Raw genomic sequence first — 19,716 nt, forward strand, 5'->3', positions numbered from 1 at the left:
GATCACCGCTTCCGGTACTTCACACGGCATGGTTGCTGGAGCTGAACGACCATCTTGGAGTGGTCGTTACGATAGGACTCCGACGGCTGCAGCATTTCGAACTCGTAGTTCTGGAACAGCACCGAGAAGATCGCCTTGAGCTGCATGATGGCGAATTGCGCTCCCACACAACGGTGCCGACCTGCGCCAAAGGGGATCCAGGTCCACCGATTGGCGATGTCTTCCTGTCGCGGCTTGTCGTAGCGGTCGGGATCGAAGGTGTCCGGTTCCGGGAAGTCCTCCGGCAGACGGTTCGAGATCGCGGGCGACACGGCGATCGACTGTCCGGCCTTGACCTCGAAGTCCTCGACATGGAAGTCCTTCTGCACCACGCGCATCAGGATGATGAGCGGCGGATGCAGACGCAGCGCCTCCTTGAGTGCATTCTCCAGCTGAGGCATCTGCCTGGTGTGCGCGAACGTGTACTCGGGACGCTCGCCTGCCGGGGTCTCGCCGTAGATCTCGTCGAGCTCGCCGTACACCCGGGCCATGTACTCGGGATTGCGCAGCAACTCGATCAGCGTCCAAGCCGCCGTACCTGACGTGGTGTGGTGTCCCGCGAACATCATCGAGATGAACATGCCGGTGATGGTGTTCGCATCGAAGCCGACCTGGACCAACACGTCCATCAGATCGCGATCTTCTTTGTTCTCGGTCGGATTCGCGATGCGGTCGTTCATCACGCCCTGGATGAACTCGACCAACTCTGCCCGGGCCTCGTCGCGCTTGCGGAAGCTCTCGATGTCGGCCTTGTAGTCGACGTACGCGATCGGGTCCGTGCCCTTTTCCAGATCGTGGAACAGATGCGCGATGTGTCCGTTCAGGCTCTCCCGGAACTTCCGGCCGATCAGGCATGCCGACGAGGTGTACAGGGTCAGCTCGGCAAAGAACTCGAGCAGGTCGATCTCGCCCTCGTCACCCCAGTCCGCGATGATGCGCTCGACCTCGTTGGGGATGGTCACCGCATGCTGTTTCATGTGCGGGCCCTTGAGGGCCGCATTGTGGATGGCCTTGGAGCGCTCCTCCGGGTCGGTGTCGAAGACGACGCCCTCACCGAAGACCGGGGTCATGAACGGATACGCGGCCGCCTGGTCGAGATCCTCTTCCGGCGCCCGGAAGAACTCCTCGTTGGCGGCGGCACCGGAGACCAGGACCACCTCACGATCCGCGAGCTGGAACATCCCGACGTCGCCGCACTCCTCGCGGATCCGCCAGAACAACGAGATCGGGTCGCTGGCCAGCTCGTCGAGATGTCCGTGTTCGCCTTCTCCCCGGGAGACGCGCTTGGGTTGGGTCAGAGCAGTCATCGCTGTTCTCCTTCAGGCTTCTTGTCACGTGTGAGGGCGCCCTCGGCCTCCACCTCGACCACGCGCATGTGCGCTCCCCGCGGCATGGTGACGATCGCGGTGACGGCCTGGGCGATGTGCCCGGGCTCGAGGAAGTTGCCGTGTCGGGCGAGTCCGTGCCGAATCCAGTCGTTCAGCATCAGTTCGGTCGTCTTCTGATCGAGGTCCATGCCCATGCCGGTCAGCACCTGCCCGGGCCGGATCACGCTGGCGCGCACGCCCGTTCCTTCGAGCTCCAGCTGCGCGGTGGCGACCAGCCCGTCGATGCCTGCCTTCGCGGCCACATACGCCGACGACCAGGGTCGCGGATGAAGGACGACGTCGGAACCGATGAACACGTAGTCGCCGCGGCGCCGCTCGATCATGCCCGGCACGACGGCCCGATACAGACGGTGGGCACCCACGAGGTGGATGTCGATCTGCGAGGCGAAGTCCTCAGGGCTCACCTCGTAGGACAACCCAACCGCGAGGTCACCGGCCCCACTCACGACGATCTCCAGATCACCCAGCGCAGCTTGTGCTTTCGCAACGCACTCGGCGACAGATCCCTCGTCGGTGATGTCGAGCGGGACCGCAACCGCTTCCCCGCCGGCGGCCGTGATCTTGTCGGTGAGTTCCTGCAGCTTCTCCACCCGCCGCGCGGCAAGCGCCACCGGATAGCCTGCGGCGGCGAGGACCTCGGCGGTCGCGGCACCGATGCCGGACGATGCGCCGGCCACCAGCACGGGGCGACGATCGGGATGAGGGATGAACGCCATCAGCGCACCTTCACTTTCACGGGGAGTTCTGCGAACCCGCGCACGTTCACCGAGTGGACGCGGACCGCGTTGTCGATGTCGATGTCGACACTGCGGATGGAACGCGCAACCTCACCCAGCCCGATGTTGGACTCCAGTCGGGCCAGGTGTGCGCCGAGACAGAAATGTGTACCCATCCCGAAACTCAGCAACGCCTGGCTGCAGTCCCGACCGATCTGGTACTGGGCGGCATCGGCGCCGAAGACGTCGGTGTCCCGGTTGGCCGAGCCGACCAGCAACAGGACCCGCTCACCCGCGGGGATCATCTGGCCGCCGTACTCGACGTCGGACAGCACTCGACGCAACACCATCTGAGTGGAGTTGTCGTAGCGCAGCGTCTCTTCGGTCCAGTCCGCGACCGCGTCGGGATCGGCCAGCGGCTTCGCCAGCTCATCAGGGTTACGCCAGCCCCAATACAGCGCATTGGCAAGGAGTTTGGTGGTCGTCTCGTTACCCGCAACCACCATCAGGACCATGAACCCGACGATCTCGTCCTCGGTCAGGCGGATCTTCTCACCGGTGGCGTCGTCGTCGACCTCCGCCTCGATCAGCGCCGACACCAGGTCATCCCCGAGGTTCTTCCGGCGATCGGCGATCAGCTCCGAGTAGTATTTGTGCAGCTCGATGTAGGCGTAGATCGCTGCTTCCGGGATGTCGAGAACGCCCTCTTCCCGGTGCAGCAGCAGATCCGACTGATGGCGCAGATGCGCGCGATCGGCCTCCGGCACACCGAGGAGTTCGGACACCACATCCATCGGCAGCAGGCCCGCGAAGTCGGCGATGTAGTCGAACTCGCCCATGTCGAGACACTTGCTCCAGTGCTGGTGGGTGAGCGCCGTGATCCGTCCGGACAGGTCGCCGACCCGGCGAGGGGTGAAACCCTTGGAGACCAGCTTGCGGATCCGCATGTGCTTCGGGTCGTCCATGGCCAGGAACGACATCGACTTGTGCGCGTCCGGACCGTACGAGGACGGATCCATGGACACGCCCCAGCTGTTGGACAGCTTCACACTGTCCCGGAATCCGGCGCGGACATCCTCGTGGCGGGCCAGCGCCCAGAAGTCCATCGCCGCATTGTGATAGACAGGCGCCTCGCGGCGAAGCCGGTCGTAGGTCGGGTACGGATCCTCGTGGAAGTCGTACTCATACGGGTCGAACGGGACGAGATGCTCCATTCCCGTTCCCGTGGCGGTTTCGGTCATCACTTCTCCATCAGTAGATGTGCGGCTGCGACAAGACGTTCGGAGGTCTGCTCGTACGTCATGTGGCCCATTCCCGCGTGCACCAGACCGCCGGCGTAGATCATCTCGAGTGCATCGAGAAGGGGGCCCGGATTCTCCGGCTCCACCTCGAGTGCCTCGGCGAGACGCCTGCGGATGAAGCCACCGATCCGCAGGCGGAGGTGTTCCACGTCGGGATCGGTCCCGAGGAGCGCCATCGTGACCGCGCCACCGAGCTGCCCCTCCCCGGCGACCACCATGGACACCTCACGAAGCACCTGCGCCACCCGCTCGGCGGGTGTCGTCGTCAGGTCGGGCTCACCGACGCCTGCGCTGAGTCGACGCCAGAAGACCTCGGCGACCAGGTGACTCTTCGACGAGAAGTAGGTGTAGGCGGTCGCGGGTGCGACACCCGCCAACTTGGCCACGGTTCGGACGGTGAGTCCGTCGAATCCCTCGTCGTTGAGCACCTCGACCGCCGCATCCGTCAATCTCGTGACGGTCTCGGCCTGCTGCTGGGTCAGTCTTCGGCGAGTGGATTCCTGGGATACAGGACTGGACATGTGAGCGAGGCTACACTAGGTTTGAACTTGAGTCCAGACACCTGTCCAGATGGAGTTCCAGCCAATGTCCTTACGTCCTGCATCGTCGTCGGAACTACTGATCGACGGCAAGCTCACCCCCGGCGCGGGCGGCACCTTCGATGTCGTCAACCCGGCCACCGAGGAAGTCCTCGGCCAGGCGGCCGATGCCACCGCGGCCGACATGGACGCAGCCATCGCCGCCGCCCGCGTCGCCTTCGACACCACCGAATGGTCGCGCGACCACGCATTGCGGGCCCGTTGCCTCCGCCAGCTGCGCGACGCGCTGCTGGCCCATGGTGACGAGCTGCGCGACCTGACGGTCGCCGAGGTCGGTTGCCCCGTGTTCCTCACCAGCGGACCGCAATTCGAGGGACCGGTCACAGATCTCGGCTATTTCGCCGATCTGGCCGAGTCCTATCAATGGACCACCGATCTCGGTCGGGCCAAGCCCATGGGCATCAAGAACGTCCGGGAGATCCGCAAGGAGGCGGCCGGAGTGGTCGGCGCGATCACACCGTGGAACTTCCCGCACCAGATCAACTTCGCCAAGATCGGTCCGGCATTGGCCGCAGGCTGCACCGTGGTGCTCAAACCTGCGCCGGACACCCCGTGGTGCGCGGCCCTGGTCGGCAAGGTCATCGCCGAGGAGACCGACTTCCCGCCGGGCGTGATCAACATCGTCACCTCCACCGATCACGCGCTGGGCGCGCAGCTGTCCACGGATCCGCGCGTGGATCTGGTGTCCTTCACCGGGTCCACCGCAACCGGCAAGAAGGTGATGGCCGGCGCTGCCGAAACCCTCAAGAAGGTGTTCCTGGAACTCGGAGGCAAGTCTGCATTCATCGTCCTCGATGACGCAGACCTCGCTTCCGCCTGCTCGATGGCTGCGTTCAACGTGGTCACCCACGCCGGGCAGGGCTGCGCCATCACCACCCGTCTCCTCGTGCCACGTGAGAAGCTCGACGAGGCGATCACCGCGACCCGTGACTCGCTCGCCGGGCTCGCGGCAGGTGACCCGACCGACGCCGGAACCATCTGCGGCCCCTTGATCTCCGCCACCCAGCGCAATCGTGTCGAGTCCTACATCGAACTCGCGAAGGCCGAGGGCGGCACCGTCGAGATCGGCGGCGGCCGGCCGGCCGACAAGGCCAAGGGCTACTTCGTCGAGCCGACCTTGATCTCCGGTCTCGACAACTCCGCCCGCGCCGCACAAGAGGAGATCTTCGGTCCGGTGCTGGTCATCCTCCCGCACGACGGCGATGACGACGCCATCCGCATCGCCAACGACTCACCGTATGGGTTGTCCGGAGCCGTCTGGGGTACAGATACGGCACGGATCGACCACGTGGTCAACGGCGTTCGGACCGGAACGATGGGGATCAACGGCGGCATCTGGTACTCCGCCGATGTCCCATTCGGCGGATACAAGCAATCCGGCATCGGCCGGGAGATGGGCGTCGCGGGCTTCGAGGAGTACCTCGAGTCCAAAGCGGTCGCGACGCCGGCCTGAGTGATCGACCCTTCGTGACGCTCGCAAGCTCGGTCCTGCGGGACCGGGCAATCCCCAACAAACAGAAAGCAGGACAATGAGTTCCGACAACCGCTCGAACCGCTTCGCCGGCAAGACCATCATCGTGACCGGCGCCGCCGGAGGCATCGGTGAGGCCTACGCCCGCGCACTGGCAGGCGAAGGCGCCAATGTCGTGGTCGCCGACCTCAACGACGCGCAGGGCAAGCAGGTCGCCGCCGACATCGGCGGTCTGTACGTCAGCACCGACGTCGCCGACGAGCAGTCGGCACAGGCCCTCGCCACCGCGACGGTGGACGCCTACGGCACCATCGACGGACTGGTGAACAATGCCGCGATCTACGGCGGCATGAAGCTCGACTTCCTGATCACCGTGCCGTGGGACTACTACAAGAAGTTCATGAGCGTGAACCTCGACGGCGCGCTCAACGTCACCCGCGCGGTCTACCCGCACATGAAGGACGGTGGCGCCATCGTCAACCAGTCCTCCACCGCCGCTTGGCTCTACAGCGGCTTCTACGGCCTCGCGAAGGTCGGCGTGAACGGTCTCACCCAGCAGCTGGCCACCGAACTCGGCGGCCAGAACATCCGCGTGAACGCCATCGCGCCGGGTCCGATCGACACCGAGGCGACCCGTTCAACCACGCCGAAGGAGATGGTCGCCGACATCGTCAACCGTCTGCCGCTCAAACGTTTCGGCACCCCTGAGGATCTCGTCGGCATGTGTCTGTTCCTGCTGTCCGACGAGGCAGGTTGGGTCACCGGGCAGATCTTCAACGTCGACGGCGGACAGGTCATCCGATCATGACGGTGCGCCTGGGTTACGTCGGTCTCGGCAACATCGGCGGGCCGATGGCCGGCCGCCTGGCCAAATGGGAAGGTGGTCTGACCGCCTTCGACCTCTCCGAAGATGCGCTCGGGAAGGTCGTCGACCAGGGCGCCGCCGCCGCCACCTCACTGGGCGACCTGGCGGCAAAGGCCGACATCATCGGCATCTGCGTCCTCGATGACGCCCAGGTGCGGACCGTGGTCACCGGTGACGGTGGCCTGCTGAGCGCCGCCGCACCGGGGACCATCATCACCGTCCATTCGACGATCGGCCCCCAGACCGCCGTCGATCTCGCCGCGGAGTGCGCGGAACACGGTGTGACCCTGCTGGATGCGCCGATCTCGGGCGGCGCAGCCGGTGCCGAACAGGGCAGACTGGCCATCATGGTCGGCGGAGACCGCGCTTCCTACGAACAGCTCAAAGAGCCCTTCGGTCTCGTCGCGGGCATGCTCGTCCACGCGGGCGACGATGTCGGGGCCGGCACCAAGATGAAGCTGGCCCGCAATCTCCTGCACTTCATCTCGTTCACCGCAGCAGCCGAGGCCGCCAAGCTCGCAGAGGCCGCCGGTATCAGTATCACCAAGCTGGGCAAGGTGGTTCGCCACACGGATGCGATCACCGGTGGTGCCGGCTCGATCATCCTTCGCGACACCACCGACGAAATCGCACCCGACGATTTCTGGTATGACATCTTGACACCGGTACGCAGGCTCGGCGAGAAGGACCTGTCGCTCGCGCTCGAACTCGGACGTGAACTCGGCGTCGATCTGCCACTCGGCGACATCGCACTGCGCGACTTCGCCATCGGGCTGGGCGTGCCGCATCGAGAAGGAGAGGACGCATGACGTCAGCTGATGAGACCACCAGCCCGCAACGCCAGAAGGGCCTGGACATGATGTCCAAGGTCTACGGCTGGGAGATGTCGGACGGACCGGGAGACTTCTTCGCACATACCGCCGACCAGGTGTTCGGCGAGGTCTGGACACGGGAGGGACTCTCGGTCCGCGACCGCCGCCTGATCCTGCTCGGCGCCCTCGCCCAGGCGGGCCAGATCGACGTGGCCGAGATCCAGGCCGGCGCAGCGCTGGCGAACGGTGAACTGACGGCCGAACAGCTCGAGGAGATCAGCCTCTTCCTGTGCTACTACGTCGGCTGGCCCTTGGGCACCAAGATGCATTTCATGTTCGGCGACGTCATCGGGAAACACCAGAAGAAGCAGAAGTGACCCCTGGAGTCGACTTCACGGAGCTGACCGGGGGCGGCGGCTGCTCGATCATGAGCGCCACCCCCGGCCCCGACCTGGAGGCCAATGGCTTCCAGGAGAACGAGTATGCCGCATCCGGGGTCGCGACCCGCTACGCCCACGCGGGCCCCGATTCGGTGGCGCCACTCGGCGAGGACAAATTCGCGACGCGCGTGCTGGTGCGCAGGCCGCGTCTCGATGCCGATTTCAGCGGCACTGTCGTCGTCGAGTGGCTGAACGTCAGCAGCGGGTCGGACGCGGCACCCGAATACACCTACCTGGCCGAAGAACTCGTCCGAGGCGGTTACGCGTGGGTCGGCGTCTCGGCTCAGTACACCGGCGTGATGGGCGGCTCCGGCTCGGTGGACGGTCTCGGTGCCGGCACCTCGGGCACGCTCGCGGCCAAGGACCCGGAACGCTATACCGGCCTTCATCATCCGGGAGATGCCTACTGTTACGACCTCTTCGGGGCCGTCGGGAGGTCGCTGCTGTTGCCGTCCGCTGCGGGCGCCGAGCATCCGCTACGCGGACTGTCCGTCCGGCGACTACTCGCCGTCGGCGAGTCACAGTCGGCAATGGCGCTGACGACCTACGCCAACCTGTTCGCCGCCGAGCATGCGGTGTTCGACGGGTTGTTGATCCACAGCCGAGCCGCCGCCGGCCTGTCACTGGGAGAGGCAGGCACCGCTATCGATGTCGACGCCGTGTTCGCCCAGGAACCCGTGACCATCCGGACCGATCTGCCCATCCCGGTCTTCATCGTTCAAACCGAGACCGACGTGCTGACGAACTTCCGCTTCTACCGGGCACGCCAGCCCGACACCGATCGGCTGCGTGTCTGGGAGATCGCGGGCACCTCACACGCCGACCTCCACCAGATAGGACCGTACGAGCACATGCTCGGATGTCCGACACCCGTCAACCGCGGACAGCAACGATTCGTGTTACGCGCCGCATTGCACCATCTGCGAGACTGGGCCGACGGCGGGCCGGTGCCCCCGGCGGCGATGCCTCTGGAGCTCGACGCCACAGCGAACACAACGCAATTCGCTCTCGACGAGGTCGGGAACGTCCGAGGTGGCGTCCGCACCCCGTGCGTGGACGCGCCCATCGAGATCCTCAGCGGCATCGTCGGCGACGACGTCCCGCGCATCTGCGTGCTGTTCGGTTCCACCCTCCCGATCGCACCGGACATCCTGGCCTCGCGATACGCCGGACGCGACGACTACGAGCAGCGCTACCGGGCGGCCACAACGGCAGCGGTCGAGGCGGGTTTCATCCTGGCGGCCGACCGCGACGAGGCGCTGGCCGACGCCCGTCCCGACGTGATCCCCGACTGACCCGCTCGCTGACGGCAGGAGACGAGACACCATGGAATTCAGGCTCGAAGACATCTCCACGCAGGAGTTCGAACGTCGACGTGCGCTGTTCGGTCCTCTCGCAGACTCCGTTCGCGAACTGATCGACGCGGTGATCCGCACCGAGGTCGACGAGGACGTTGTCCGTGACGCCCACGGTCAGATCGCCTCGGTGGTGGAATCATTGCGCACCAGGCAGATCGACGGCGCCTTCGGCGTCCGCCACACCGCCGACATGAAGGGCATGCCGTGGGGCAATGCGGTGATCGGCCTGCGGAACGCGGTGGCTCCGCCCTTGCAGTTGACGCGGCATGACAACGGTCTGGTGACCACCGATTTCACGCTCGGGGCCGCATATGAGGGGCCGCCGGGCTGTGTGCACGGCGGAGTGTGTGCGATGGTCCTCGACCACGTCCTGGGCCAGGCCGGCAGCGCCGACGACGTCCCCTGCTACACCGGCACCCTCACGATGCGATATCTGCGCCCGACACCGCTCGGCCGGTTGCATGCCGAGGCCATCATCGTGGAACGCGACGGGCGCAAGAAGATCGTGCGAGGAGCGATCTCTGACGCTGGTGGCGAGACCGTCACGGCTGAAGGCGTCTTCATCGTCCCCAAAGACTGGGCGGGCGTCATGCCCGAGACTCCGCGCCCACCCACCCGTTGATCAGGGCTGCGCAGACCTGATGGTCGACGCGCCGAACGCAATTACCGACCCACAACGGGTCAGTCGGAGCCGCCGAGGTACGCGCGCTCGATCCGCCCCAGGTCGTGGGCCAGCACAGACGAGTCATCCGTCAACCTCACCTGGCCGTGCACCAGCACGAGCGCACGATCGGAAACCTCGAGGGCGAGCCGCACATGTTGTTCGACCAGGATCACAGCCGTGCCACTCGCCGCGACGTCACGCAGGACCGGCAGGATCGACTGCACCACAACCGGCGCGAGGCCCATGCTGAGCTCATCGATCAGCAGAACCCTCGGTCGCTGCAGCAATGCGCGGGCGATGGCCAGCATCTGCTGTTCCCCACCCGACAACTGCCCCGCGGCCACTCCGAGTCGCGAGTTCAACGCCGGAAAGTGCTGTAGTACTTGCTCGAGAGACTCTCGCGCAGAGCGCCGCCCTCGCGAGCGGATCGCAAGTCGCAGATTCTTCTCGGCGGTCAGTCGGCGGAACAACGCACGGTCGTCGGGGACCAGGACCACGCCCGCGCGGACCGCAGCGCGTGGCTTACCCGAGGGCAGCACCGTGCCCGAGACCGAAACCGACCCACCCAGACCGGGCAACAATCCGGCCAACGACATCAGCAAGGTGGTCTTACCGGCCCCATTCGGCCCGAGGAGCGCGATGACCTCGCCGGCCTGCACCGCGATGTTCAGATCGCGCACACACGGGGCCGAGCGAGCGTAACCGGCATCCAGATCCGTGCACTCCAACAGCGTCATGTCGGCACCTCCTCGGTCGTCACCGCGGGCGAACTGTCCGTCTGCTTCTCCGCGACGTGCTCGGACGATCCCGCAGGCGCGCCGAGATAAGCACCGATCACCGCCTCGTTCGAGCGGATCTCTTCTGGTGTCCCGGTGGCGATCACCGACCCGAGGTCCAGCACGATCACGCGATCGCAGACGCTGAGGACCAGGTCCATGTCGTGGTCGACGAGCAACACGGAGACGCCGAACCCACGCGCTGCCGCAAGGCGCTCCCCCAGCCAGCTGCTCTCCGTGCTGTCGAGCCCGGCCGCAGGTTCATCGAGCAATGCGACCTGCGGCCGCCCCGCCAGGACCCTGGCCACCGAGACCAACTGCCGTTGCCCCTGGGAGAGATCTGCGGCCACGACATCGGCCAGATGCCGGATCTCCAACAACGTCAGCACGGTGTCCACGACCTCCGTGGTGTCTCCCGACAGGCGCGTCGCGCCGACGGTCACGTTCTCCGCCACGGACAGCTCGTCGTAGAGCTCGATGTCCTGGAACGTGCGGCCCAGCCCCAACCGGCTCCGCCGATGGGGGGCGAGATCACTGATCTCTTTGCCGTCCAGGACAACTCGACCGCTCGATGACGCAAATCCGGAAATCGCATCGATGAGCGTCGTCTTACCCGCTCCGTTCGGACCGATGAGACCGATGATCTCGCCCTGCCGGAGGTCGAAACTCACATCGTCGACCGCGACGACCGGACCGTAGTTCACCCTCACCCCCTCGACCGAGAGAACCGTCTTCGCGCCCACCGCCACGGCCGAGTCGATCACGGATGTCGATGACCCCGGATCGGGTGCGGTGTCGACCACCGCACGTCGCCTGGCGACGGCCGGCACACGGATCCGGTGGAAGTATCCGGCAAGGCCATCCGGACTCGTGACCACGGTGAGCACCAACAGGATTCCGCTCGCGAGCATGTAGTAGTCACCGAAGGCCAGGTAGCGATCGGAGATGAAGTAGAGGACGCCGCCCGGGGCCAGCAACCCCGCCAGGAGCCCGCCCGACACCGACGTCACGCCTGCCACGTAGAACACTGCGAACAACCCGATGCCGGCGAAGACGGTGTACGAACTCGCGGTGGCGATCGTCTGCTGATATGCGAGCAAAGCGCCACCGAGCCCGGCAACGAACGACGCGATGGCGAACGCCGAAAGCTTGGTCACACCCACGTTGATCCCCGCGGCCGCTGCGGAACGTTCGTTGGCCCGCACTGCCAGCATCGAGGCCCCGAGCGCGCTGCCGCGCAGTCGTGCCACACACCACGCGACCGCTGCGAGTACGACGAGGCAGACCAGCCCGAACGCCACTCGCGGATATCCTTCGCCTGAACCGATTCCCAGATCGAGGCCGAACAGGGTCGGCGATTCGATCGGCGCACCCTGCATGCCGCCGTTCATACTCGGGTTCCGGAACCAGAAGGCCTCCAAGAAGACCGCGAGGGCCAGTGTCGCGACCATCAGCGGCAGTCCACGGACCCGTAGAGCCGGAAGGCCGACCACGACACCGATCACCATCGCTGCGCACGCTGCCAGGATGGGCGCGACCGGGAAGGGGATCCCGAGGTCGGAGGTGAACCGGCTCAGTCCGAAGGCGCCCACGCCCGCCAGCGTGAGCTGAGCGAGCGAGACCTGACCGGCGTAGCCGGTCAACACCACCTGCGACAGAGCGATGACGGCGAAGATCATCGAGGCGATGACGGCGAGGCGCAGGCTGCCCGAGGTCGCGAACAAGGCGGCGACGGCGACCAGACATCCGATCAGCCCGGGGACCACCACGTGACGAGGACGCGGTGATCGCCCGAGATCTTGGCGTGTGATCGAACCTCGACCCGGTATGGCCTGTCCCCGGACGAGGAGGAAGACGACGATCAGCAGGAGTGGAACAGCCTCGGCCACACCTGCATCGGGAAACCAGGCCAAGGTGGCCTGCAGGTTGGTGGCCTCGGATTGGAGCATCCCGATCACGAGTCCGGCGCCGACCGTCAGCGCGATGGCGGAGAAGTTTCCCACCAAAGCCGCGGCCAGTGCCGGCACGATGAACATCGTGTAGGCAACCGGATTGAGCGGGACGATGGGCGCGATGACGATCCCGCCGAGGCCGGCCGTTGCCGACGACAGCGCCCAATTGCTGACCGCGATCCGATCCGGTGAGAGGCCGGTGACCAACGCGCCCTTCTCCGACTCGGCGGCGGCCTCGGTGGAGATTCCGAACCGGGTGTAGCGCAACACAAGTCCGGCACAGATAGCCAAACCGATGACCACGGCCGCAAGCCACAGGCGATCCGTGGACACCGCACTGTCGCCGATCCGGATGACGCGCGGGGTGAAGATCGCACTCACGGTCGGGGTCTCGGTACCGACCCGCAATGCGATGAGCGCCTGGATCACGAGCATCAAGCCGATCGACGCGACCGCCTTGGCCAATGCCGGGGCAGCTCGCATCTGGCGGAAGACCAGCAGATAGAGCACGACACCGAGCACCGCCGAGATCATCACCGAGACAACCATCGCCGGCAGAATGGCCCAGTCGCCCCCGACGTCGACCGTGGCCGGGAATCCCGGGATCGGGTTCAGGAGTTCGCCATGCCGCAGAAACCCGTAGGTGTAGGCCGCATACAGCGCGACCGCGCCGGTCGCGAAATTGACGACGCCCGAACTCTTGAACGTCATCACCAGAGCGAGTCCGAGTGCCGCATAGACCGCACCGTTACCGAGGCCGAGCGCCAGGAAAGCGAGATGTTGAGTCATGTACGCCCCCGATCGGGGGCCGGCGCTGCGGCCCCCGATCTTCCCGAACTAGTTGTTGACTGCGACGGTGTTCTCGAGCTTGGTATCAGCGTTGACGTCGCTGACCAGAATTGACTTGCTGCACAGAGTCTTCAGTTGCGGAACGGCAGTGCCGTCACAGCTGAAGGTGAGGCCCGGTGCGGCAGGCAACGGAACGTTCTTGGCGGATGACAGCGCCGTCATGAAGTCCTGTGGCGTGACCGGCCCGGTGAGCGACTTGCCGACCTCACCGAGCGACATCATCACCTGGTAGCCCAGGTAGGCAAGACCCGCCGGATCGGTGCCGGCCGCGTAGGTGGCCATCACGCTGCGGTACAGCTCCGAGGAAGGATCATCCGAGTCGAGTTTGACCGTGGTGAATGCCTTTGCACCGGTCACCGCGTCGGCGCCCACGCTGTCGATGACCTGCTTGTCCAGGCAGCTGGCGATGAGGTACTTCTTGACCGTCGGCGCCGCGGTCTGCAATGCCTTGATCGTCGAGATGCACTGGCTGGTCTCGCCCAACACGGTGACGGCACCTGGATTGTCGGCCAGACCGGCAGTGATCTGAGGCGTCGGATCCGCGGCGGACGCCGGGATCGTGATGACGTCCATCTCGACGCCTGCCTGCTTGAATGTCGGCACTCCGATCGCCTTGACCGAGGATGCGGCGTCGCCCGCGTCCGAGATCACAACCGCGACCTTCTTGATCCCTTCTTTGGCCGCGGTGGCGGCTTGACCTGCAAATACGGCAAGGATGCCACCCGAGAGCATGAACGCACCCGGCGTCATCATCTCGACCTGCGAGACGGGCGCCTGGGCCACATAGGGAATGCCGGCGCCCGCAACGATCGGCAACATGACTGCGCCCTGTGAGCCGAACGGTGCAACGACGACGGAGACCTTCTGTTCGACCATCTGGTTGGCACAACTCGTTGCCGACGCGGGGTCTTCCTGCTCCTTGCAGACGACCAGGTCGATCTTGTGACCGCCGATCCCGCCGCCGTTGTTGTTCAGGTATTCCGTTGCGGCCTCACCACCTTCGCGAACCATCGGCACCGTGATCGGACCACCCTCCGGGGTGATGAAGCCGACCTTGATCGGGCTTCCGGTGGCCGCGTTCGACGGCAAAGCCGACGTGGCACCGGCGGAAGCGGAATCCGAGGAACTGTCGTCGGCGCACGCCGACAGACCCCCCAGGGCGAGCACGGCGACGGCGCCGACCGTTGTCGCCGTGCGGAGGGCATGTTTGACCGATTGCGATGGTTTCACTGCTGGTCCCTTCAGAGGTGAACGACGGACCCGGACGGTTCACGAGCCGCAGTGGAGCCGCCGGCCGAAACATCGCGCTGGTCATGCAGCTTCCGGCAGAACTGTAACGCGTTGCATTTGCCGTTCGACCCGAATTGGGAAAACCCGACATCGTTGCCCGACCGATCCAAGTTGGTCACTCGCCCAACATATTTAGCGCTCATGCCGGCACCCGCACGGCACGTGCCCGTCCCCGGTGTGGGCATCGCAGTGACACCTACTCACTCATGAACTCACTGGAGAACCGGGCCGCGGACCGTGCGACGTTCGACAGTAGTAGCGTCAGAGGAGTGAACAGCGCTGTTCCCGACCGACCCGCATCCGCGGCCGAAAGCCTGCCGGAACCCTTCAGTTCGGCGGAGACCCAGCGTCTGCGCGACGCCTGGCAACGCCTCGGCCTGCCCGGCCTGATCGACATCCACACCCACTTCATGCCGAAACCGGTGATGGACAAGGTGTGGGCGTACTTCGACTCCGCCGGTCCCCTGATCGGACGCGAGTGGCCGATCGCCTACCGCGCCGACGAGGACGTCCGGGTGGCTACCCTGCAGGACTTCGGGGTCCGCGCGTACTCGTCCCTGGTCTATCCACACAAACCGGATATGGCCGAGTGGCTGAACGGGTGGGCGGCCGATTTCGCGGCACACCATCCCGACTGTCTGCACACCGCGACATTCTATCCGGAGGAGTCGGCGCCCGCTTACGTCTCGAAGGCCATTCAGCGCGGGACCCAGGTGTTCAAGTGCCACATCCAGGTCGGCGATTTCTCGCCGCTGGATTCGCTGCTTGACGGCGTCTGGGCGCAGATCGCCGACAGCCAGCTCCCGGTCATCATCCATTGCGGTTCCGGTCCGGCGCCGGGCACCCACACCGGTCCAGAGCCGATCGCCGCACTCCTGCACCGGTTCCCGTCGTTGCCACTGATCATCGCGCACATGGGAACTCCCGAATACGTCGAATTCCTCGACCTCGCCGAGCGTTATCCGGAAGTACGGTTCGACACGACCATGTCGTTCACCGATTTCTCCGAGGAGGGCGCGCCGTTCCCGAAAAGCGAACTCCCCCGGTTGCGCGACCTCGGCGACCGCATCATGTTCGGCAGCGACTTCCCGAACATCCCCTACCCGTACACCCACGCACTCGAGGCCGTCGCGCGTCTCGATCTCGGCGACGACTGGCTACGCGGGGTGCTCTACGAGAACGCCGCCGAGTTGTTCGGGGTCGGCTGAGGTCCGCTGCCTCTCACAACACCTGAGACAGAAAAGCGCGCAATCGTTCTGATTCCGCCGCGTCGAAGATCTGCTCGGGTTTGCCGGTTTCCACCACGGCACCGTGATCCATGAACAGGACGCTGTCGGAAACGTTGCGGGCATAACCCATCTCGTGGGTGACGACGACCATCGTCATCCCTTCTTCGGCGAGGTCGGCCATCAGCGCCAGCACCCCTTTCACGAGTTCCGGGTCGAGTGCCGAGGTCGCCTCGTCGAAGAACATCACCTGTGGTTCCATCGCCAGCGCCCTGGCGATCGCCACGCGCTGTTGCTGTCCGCCGGACAGACTTCCCGGCCGGGCGTCGGCCTTGTTGGTCAGGCCGACGATCTCGAGCTGACGCATCGCGACGGCACGGGCCTCTTCCTTGCCGAGACCGCGGAGCTTGCGCGGCCCGAGTGAGATGTTGTCCACGACGGTCTTGTGCGGGAAGAGGTTGAAGTGCTGGAACACCATGCCGATCCGGCGCCGGAGCTCGTCGGGATTGTCCCCGAGAACCGATCGACCGTCGAGGAGCACGTCGCCCTGATCGGGTTCGTGTAGCCGGTTGAGTACTCGCAGCAGCGTCGACTTCCCGGATCCGGATGGCCCGATCACGGTCGTCGTGGTCCCCGCGTCGACCTGGATGTCGACCCCACGCAAAACGTGGTTCTTGCCGAACGACAGGTGCAGGTCGGTACCGGTCAGGGAGACCGCCTCGCGTGCGGTGATGGTGTCGGCCATGTCGCTCATCCCTTCTCGACCGCCGTTGCCGGCAGCGGGTCGTCCTCGACGTCGGCGGGGCGGCCGGTGCGCAACCGGTTGTCGATGTAATTCACGAGGTGTGTGAGGGGAATCGTCAGGACGAGATAGACGATGCCCGCCGCCACCAGCGGCGAAAGGTTGCCGGTCTGCGCGTTGAGGTCTCGGCCGACCGCGAACAGCTCTCGTTGACTGGCCAGCAGGCCGAGGAAGTAGACCAGCGAACTGTCCTTGATCAGGCTGATGAACTGATTCATCAGCGCCGGTAGGACGCGCCGCACACCCTGTGGGATCACGACGAGCCGCATCGACTGCCGATAGCTGAAACCGATGGCGCGCGAGGCCTCCATCTGCCCGTCGTCGACGCTCTGGATACCCGATCGGAAGATCTCGCCGATGTAGGCGGCGGCGAGCAGTGCCAACGCGACGGCGCCGAGCCAATAGGGGTTGTTCCCGGTGAGGTTCTTGACCACCGGGCCCACCCCGAGACCGACGAGCAGAATCACCACCACTGCGGGCAGACCGCGGAAGATGTCGGTGTACACACGGGCCGGCCAGCGCAGCCATCGCGAGCGGGAGATGCCGGCGACGGCCAGCAGCATGCCGAGGATGGTGCCGAGGACACCGGACACGAGCGACAGGATCAGGGTGTTGACCAGTCCGGTCTTGATCAGGTCGGGGAAGGACTCCCGGTAGAGGTCCCAGTTGAAGAACGTGCTGCCCAGCTGGGCGAAGGTGCCCTTCGGTGCGGTCGACTCCTCCGCCTTCCCCGCGTTCTCGGCTTCGTTCTCCTTGGCGATGGCGGCGAAATCCGGCAGTTTCGGCTCGGGTGCGGCCTTGCTGCCGGGCTTCCAGCCGTCCGGCAGTTCACGCGGCACCCAGTCGGTGTAGAGCTTCGCATAGGTGCCGTCGGCGATGATGGCGTCGAGTCCGGAGTTGAGCGCCGCGACGAGTTCCGGTTTGTTCTTGCCGACCGCCCAGGCGACGAAGTTGTTGACACTGAAGGTGTTCTCGACGATGGCGGTGCCGTCACCGTCCTTCACCGCTCCCTCCGCCTGCTGCGAGGGGGCCACCCAGGCGTCGATCTGGCCGCTCTTCAGGTTCGCGTACGCGGTCGCATAGTCGGGGAACTTCACCGGGTCGAGCTTGAGCGTGTTGATCACGTAGTCGTCCTGGACGGTGCCCTGGACGACGCCGATCCTGGTGGAGTCACTCAGGTCCGAGAAGCCCTTGATCGATCCGCTCGTCGGTGCGACCAGCGAGAAATAGCCGAAGTCGTAGCCGTTGGTGAAGTCGACCGTCTTGCGTCGCTCGTCGGTGGTGGTGATCGACGACGACCCCACGTCGAACCGGTTGTTGGCGACCTGCGAGAGCAGTCCGGCGAACTCGGTCCCGGAGAACTGGATCTGCAGGCCGAGCTTGGCCGCGACCGCCTTGAGCAGCTCGTTGTCGAAGCCGGTGAAGACGCCCTGCCCGTTCACACAGATGCTGGGGCCGGCGTCGGACAGGGTGCCGACCGAGATCGTGCCGGGTTTCAGCAGGCCGAGAGCGTTGGTGTCGATCTGGTCGACCGGGGTCGTGGTGGCGGTGGTGTAGCGGTCCTCGCCGCCCTGATCCGCCGCCGCCATGTTGGTCGGGGCCGCCGATGCCGACGCCGCACCGGCAGGCGTACAACTGTCCGGCGGCGCGGCGGCAGCGCGAGGAGCAGGGCCCCCGACGGCGGCCATCAGTCCGATGATGGCCACGACCACCAGGAATGCCAGGTGGCGGACCGGTCTGGGAGCGGAGCGAGCCGAAGCCGGACGGGTGGCAGTCACCTCAGCACATTAGCGAGCGATGACGGCGAACACCCAACACTTCCGCTCATCGCTGCGCGAAACCCCCGGTGTCAGACCGACCCCTGTGCCGCCATCCGCGCCCGCACCTCGGGACGACGCAGCGGTGGCACGGTCTTGGGCGGCTGCCGCCGCTCGGGCAACACGTCGAGCAGCGCGTGGGTGGCCTCGGTGACCTGCTGCACGGCCAGCTCGAAGGCCTCGACGTTGGCCGACGACGGATGTCGGATGCCACTCACCTTGCGGATGTACTGGCGGGCCGCTGCCTCGATCTCCTCGTCGGTCGCCGCGGGCTCCAGACCACGCAGCTCGGTGATGTTGCGGCACATGGTGGGCTCCTGGTCTCGATACGTCTCCTCGCTTCGCTCGTCGACCACTCGACCAGCGGACAAGGTGTTCAGTCAGCGATCTTGACGACCGCTTTCCCCAGGATCCGCCCTTCGGCCAGATCGGTCAACGCCTTGGGCAGTTCGTCGAGCGAATAGGTGACGTTGACCTGCGGCTGGAGACCTGCGGCGATCATCTCGGCCAGTTCGTCGTGCAGCATCTCCGGCACTCCGGGATGGGTTCGCACGTACTCGCCCCACGCGGCGCCGACGACGGAGATGTTGCGGAACAGCACCCGGTTGAGCTTGACCGTCGGGATACCGCCCGCAGCGAAACCGATGACCACATAGCGCCCGTCGGGGGCGACCTGACGCAGCGCCTCGTCGAAGACCTCTCCGCCCGAGGGGTCGATCATGACGTCCACGCCTTCGGGTGCGACCTCCCGGAGCTTGTCGCCCCAACCATCTTCGAGCGCGACGATCTCGTCGGCACCCGTGCTGCGCAGCAGCTCCTCGGCGCCCTTGCGATGGACGATGGCGATCACCTTGGCGCCCATCGCCTTTGCCACCATGATCGACGCGGTACCGACGCCGCCCGCAGCGCCGAGGACACCGACGATCTCGCCGGGCGCGGTCTGTGCGCGGAGCTTCAGCGCGAACAACGCCGTCTGGTAGTTGATGCCCATCGCCGCACCCTGGTCGAAGGACAGCCCCTCTGGTAGCGGCAACAACTGCTCGGGCGCCGCGGCGACCTGCTCGGCGAAACCGCCGACGATGGACGCCACCAGCACCTTGTCGCCCGCCTTCACCGACGAGCCGGCAGGAGCCTCGCGGACCACGCCCGCCACCTCGGTACCCGGGGTGAAGGGCGTCGGCATGCGCAGCTGATATTTGCCCTGACTCATCAGGAGGTCGGGGAAGCAGACACCACACGACTTGATGTCGACGAGGACCTGTCCGTCGGCCGGCGTCGGGTCGGCGACGTCGGTCAGTTCCAGTCCAGCGGGTCCCGTCTCGGCGGTGAGCACTTGTGCTTTCATACGGCT

At 65.7% G+C, this 19,716-nt stretch carries 18 protein-coding genes; 7 read left to right on the forward strand and 11 right to left on the reverse strand.

Features of this window, described 5'->3' with window-relative positions; all coding sequences use genetic code 11:
* Positions 1–2 precede the first annotated feature (2 nt).
* The 4 genes from OVA31_RS05090 to OVA31_RS05105 are packed head-to-tail and all read right to left on the reverse strand — an operon-like array spanning position 3 to position 3,965.
* A complete protein-coding gene (locus OVA31_RS05090; RefSeq protein ID WP_267630017.1) occupies positions 3–1,346 on the reverse strand; it encodes a cytochrome P450 in 1,344 nt (447 codons plus the stop codon).
* Positions 1,343–2,143 (reverse strand): SDR family oxidoreductase, encoded by an 801-nt coding sequence (locus tag OVA31_RS05095; protein WP_267630018.1) that lies wholly within the window; start codon positions 2,141–2,143, stop codon positions 1,343–1,345. The genes OVA31_RS05090 and OVA31_RS05095 overlap by 4 nt, the downstream gene beginning before the upstream one ends.
* Positions 2,143–3,384 carry a cytochrome P450 gene (locus tag OVA31_RS05100; protein ID WP_267630019.1) on the reverse strand — a complete coding sequence of 414 codons (1,242 nt, stop codon included), beginning with the start codon at positions 3,382–3,384 and terminating at the stop codon, positions 2,143–2,145. The genes OVA31_RS05095 and OVA31_RS05100 overlap by 1 nt, the downstream gene beginning before the upstream one ends.
* Entirely contained in the window at positions 3,384–3,965 is a 582-nt protein-coding gene (locus OVA31_RS05105) for a TetR/AcrR family transcriptional regulator (protein WP_267630020.1), read from the reverse strand. Before OVA31_RS05105 ends, OVA31_RS05100 begins: the two co-directional genes overlap by 1 nt.
* A gap of 64 nt (positions 3,966–4,029) precedes the next feature.
* On the opposite strand from OVA31_RS05105, the gene OVA31_RS05110 reads away from it, so the two are divergent.
* From OVA31_RS05110 to OVA31_RS05135, 6 genes are all read left to right on the forward strand, one after another.
* Positions 4,030–5,496 (forward strand): aldehyde dehydrogenase, encoded by a 1,467-nt coding sequence (locus OVA31_RS05110; RefSeq protein WP_267630021.1) that lies wholly within the window; start codon positions 4,030–4,032, stop codon positions 5,494–5,496.
* 76 nt (positions 5,497–5,572) lie between these two features.
* Positions 5,573–6,322, forward strand: a complete 750-nt coding sequence (locus tag OVA31_RS05115) for an SDR family oxidoreductase (protein WP_267630022.1) — start codon at positions 5,573–5,575, stop codon at positions 6,320–6,322.
* Positions 6,319–7,188, forward strand: a complete 870-nt coding sequence (locus OVA31_RS05120; RefSeq protein ID WP_267630023.1) for an NAD(P)-dependent oxidoreductase — start codon at positions 6,319–6,321, stop codon at positions 7,186–7,188. The genes OVA31_RS05115 and OVA31_RS05120 overlap by 4 nt, the downstream gene beginning before the upstream one ends.
* The gene (locus tag OVA31_RS05125) at positions 7,185–7,568 is read left to right on the forward strand and encodes a carboxymuconolactone decarboxylase family protein (RefSeq protein ID WP_267630024.1); all 384 of its coding nucleotides are present in this window, start codon (positions 7,185–7,187) and stop codon (positions 7,566–7,568) included. Before OVA31_RS05120 ends, OVA31_RS05125 begins: the two co-directional genes overlap by 4 nt.
* Positions 7,565–8,926, forward strand: a complete 1,362-nt coding sequence (locus tag OVA31_RS05130) for an alpha/beta hydrolase domain-containing protein (RefSeq protein WP_420714141.1) — start codon at positions 7,565–7,567, stop codon at positions 8,924–8,926. Before OVA31_RS05125 ends, OVA31_RS05130 begins: the two co-directional genes overlap by 4 nt.
* A 31-nt stretch (positions 8,927–8,957) precedes the next feature.
* Positions 8,958–9,611, forward strand: coding sequence for a PaaI family thioesterase (locus tag OVA31_RS05135; protein ID WP_267630025.1), 654 nt, complete (start codon positions 8,958–8,960; stop codon positions 9,609–9,611).
* 59 nt (positions 9,612–9,670) lie between these two features.
* Here OVA31_RS05135 and OVA31_RS05140 read toward each other — a convergent pair whose 3' ends face one another.
* The 3 genes from OVA31_RS05140 to OVA31_RS05150 are packed head-to-tail and all read right to left on the reverse strand — an operon-like array spanning position 9,671 to position 14,460.
* Entirely contained in the window at positions 9,671–10,390 is a 720-nt protein-coding gene (locus OVA31_RS05140; RefSeq protein ID WP_267630026.1) for an ABC transporter ATP-binding protein, read from the reverse strand.
* Positions 10,387–13,170 (reverse strand): branched-chain amino acid ABC transporter permease/ATP-binding protein, encoded by a 2,784-nt coding sequence (locus OVA31_RS05145; protein WP_267630027.1) that lies wholly within the window; start codon positions 13,168–13,170, stop codon positions 10,387–10,389. The genes OVA31_RS05140 and OVA31_RS05145 overlap by 4 nt, the downstream gene beginning before the upstream one ends.
* 48 nt (positions 13,171–13,218) lie before the next feature.
* Complete coding sequence (locus OVA31_RS05150; RefSeq protein WP_267630028.1) at positions 13,219–14,460, reverse strand: ABC transporter substrate-binding protein; 1,242 nt, start codon at positions 14,458–14,460, stop codon at positions 13,219–13,221.
* Between the two features lie 329 nt (positions 14,461–14,789).
* On the opposite strand from OVA31_RS05150, the gene OVA31_RS05155 reads away from it, so the two are divergent.
* A complete protein-coding gene (locus tag OVA31_RS05155; protein WP_267630030.1) occupies positions 14,790–15,728 on the forward strand; it encodes an amidohydrolase family protein in 939 nt (312 codons plus the stop codon).
* A gap of 13 nt (positions 15,729–15,741) precedes the next feature.
* Here the strand turns inward: OVA31_RS05155 and OVA31_RS05160 are convergent, their stop codons facing one another.
* The 4 genes from OVA31_RS05160 to OVA31_RS05175 all read right to left on the reverse strand — a co-directional run bounded on the left by OVA31_RS05160 (position 15,742) and on the right by OVA31_RS05175 (position 19,710).
* Positions 15,742–16,491: an amino acid ABC transporter ATP-binding protein gene (locus tag OVA31_RS05160; RefSeq protein ID WP_267630031.1), complete on the reverse strand. Its 750-nt coding sequence runs from the start codon at positions 16,489–16,491 to the stop codon at positions 15,742–15,744.
* Between the two features lie 5 nt (positions 16,492–16,496).
* Positions 16,497–18,236, reverse strand: coding sequence for an ABC transporter substrate-binding protein/permease (locus tag OVA31_RS05165; protein WP_267631410.1), 1,740 nt, complete (start codon positions 18,234–18,236; stop codon positions 16,497–16,499).
* Positions 18,237–18,397: 161 nt separating this feature from the next.
* Entirely contained in the window at positions 18,398–18,673 is a 276-nt protein-coding gene (locus tag OVA31_RS05170; RefSeq protein ID WP_267631411.1) for a DUF2277 domain-containing protein, read from the reverse strand.
* 68 nt (positions 18,674–18,741) lie between these two features.
* A complete protein-coding gene (locus OVA31_RS05175) occupies positions 18,742–19,710 on the reverse strand; it encodes an NADPH:quinone oxidoreductase family protein (RefSeq protein WP_267630032.1) in 969 nt (322 codons plus the stop codon).
* Positions 19,711–19,716 lie beyond the last annotated feature (6 nt).

It is taken from the genome of Gordonia sp. SL306 (assembly GCF_026625785.1).
Lineage (GTDB): Bacteria > Actinomycetota > Actinomycetes > Mycobacteriales > Mycobacteriaceae > Gordonia.

Excerpts from the sequence above, each read along its gene's own strand:
- OVA31_RS05140 (WP_267630026.1), bottom strand. The coding sequence starts at position 10,390 with ATGACGCTGTTGGAGTGCACGGATCTGGATGCCGGTTACGCTCGCTCG.
- OVA31_RS05110 (WP_267630021.1), top strand. The coding sequence starts at position 4,030 with ATGTCCTTACGTCCTGCATCGTCGTCGGAACTACTGATCGACGGCAAG.
- OVA31_RS05100 (WP_267630019.1), bottom strand. The coding sequence starts at position 3,384 with ATGACCGAAACCGCCACGGGAACGGGAATGGAGCATCTCGTCCCGTTC.
- OVA31_RS05115 (WP_267630022.1), top strand. The coding sequence starts at position 5,573 with ATGAGTTCCGACAACCGCTCGAACCGCTTCGCCGGCAAGACCATCATC.
- OVA31_RS05165 (WP_267631410.1), bottom strand. The coding sequence starts at position 18,236 with ATGGCCGCCGTCGGGGGCCCTGCTCCTCGCGCTGCCGCCGCGCCGCCG.
- OVA31_RS05120 (WP_267630023.1), top strand. The coding sequence starts at position 6,319 with ATGACGGTGCGCCTGGGTTACGTCGGTCTCGGCAACATCGGCGGGCCG.
- OVA31_RS05145 (WP_267630027.1), bottom strand. The coding sequence starts at position 13,170 with ATGACTCAACATCTCGCTTTCCTGGCGCTCGGCCTCGGTAACGGTGCG.
- OVA31_RS05105 (WP_267630020.1), bottom strand. The coding sequence starts at position 3,965 with ATGTCCAGTCCTGTATCCCAGGAATCCACTCGCCGAAGACTGACCCAG.
- OVA31_RS05095 (WP_267630018.1), bottom strand. The coding sequence starts at position 2,143 with ATGGCGTTCATCCCTCATCCCGATCGTCGCCCCGTGCTGGTGGCCGGC.
- OVA31_RS05175 (WP_267630032.1), bottom strand. The coding sequence starts at position 19,710 with ATGAAAGCACAAGTGCTCACCGCCGAGACGGGACCCGCTGGACTGGAA.
- OVA31_RS05170 (WP_267631411.1), bottom strand. The coding sequence starts at position 18,673 with ATGTGCCGCAACATCACCGAGCTGCGTGGTCTGGAGCCCGCGGCGACC.
- OVA31_RS05090 (WP_267630017.1), bottom strand. The coding sequence starts at position 1,346 with ATGACTGCTCTGACCCAACCCAAGCGCGTCTCCCGGGGAGAAGGCGAA.
- OVA31_RS05160 (WP_267630031.1), bottom strand. The coding sequence starts at position 16,491 with ATGGCCGACACCATCACCGCACGCGAGGCGGTCTCCCTGACCGGTACC.
- OVA31_RS05125 (WP_267630024.1), top strand. The coding sequence starts at position 7,185 with ATGACGTCAGCTGATGAGACCACCAGCCCGCAACGCCAGAAGGGCCTG.
- OVA31_RS05135 (WP_267630025.1), top strand. The coding sequence starts at position 8,958 with ATGGAATTCAGGCTCGAAGACATCTCCACGCAGGAGTTCGAACGTCGA.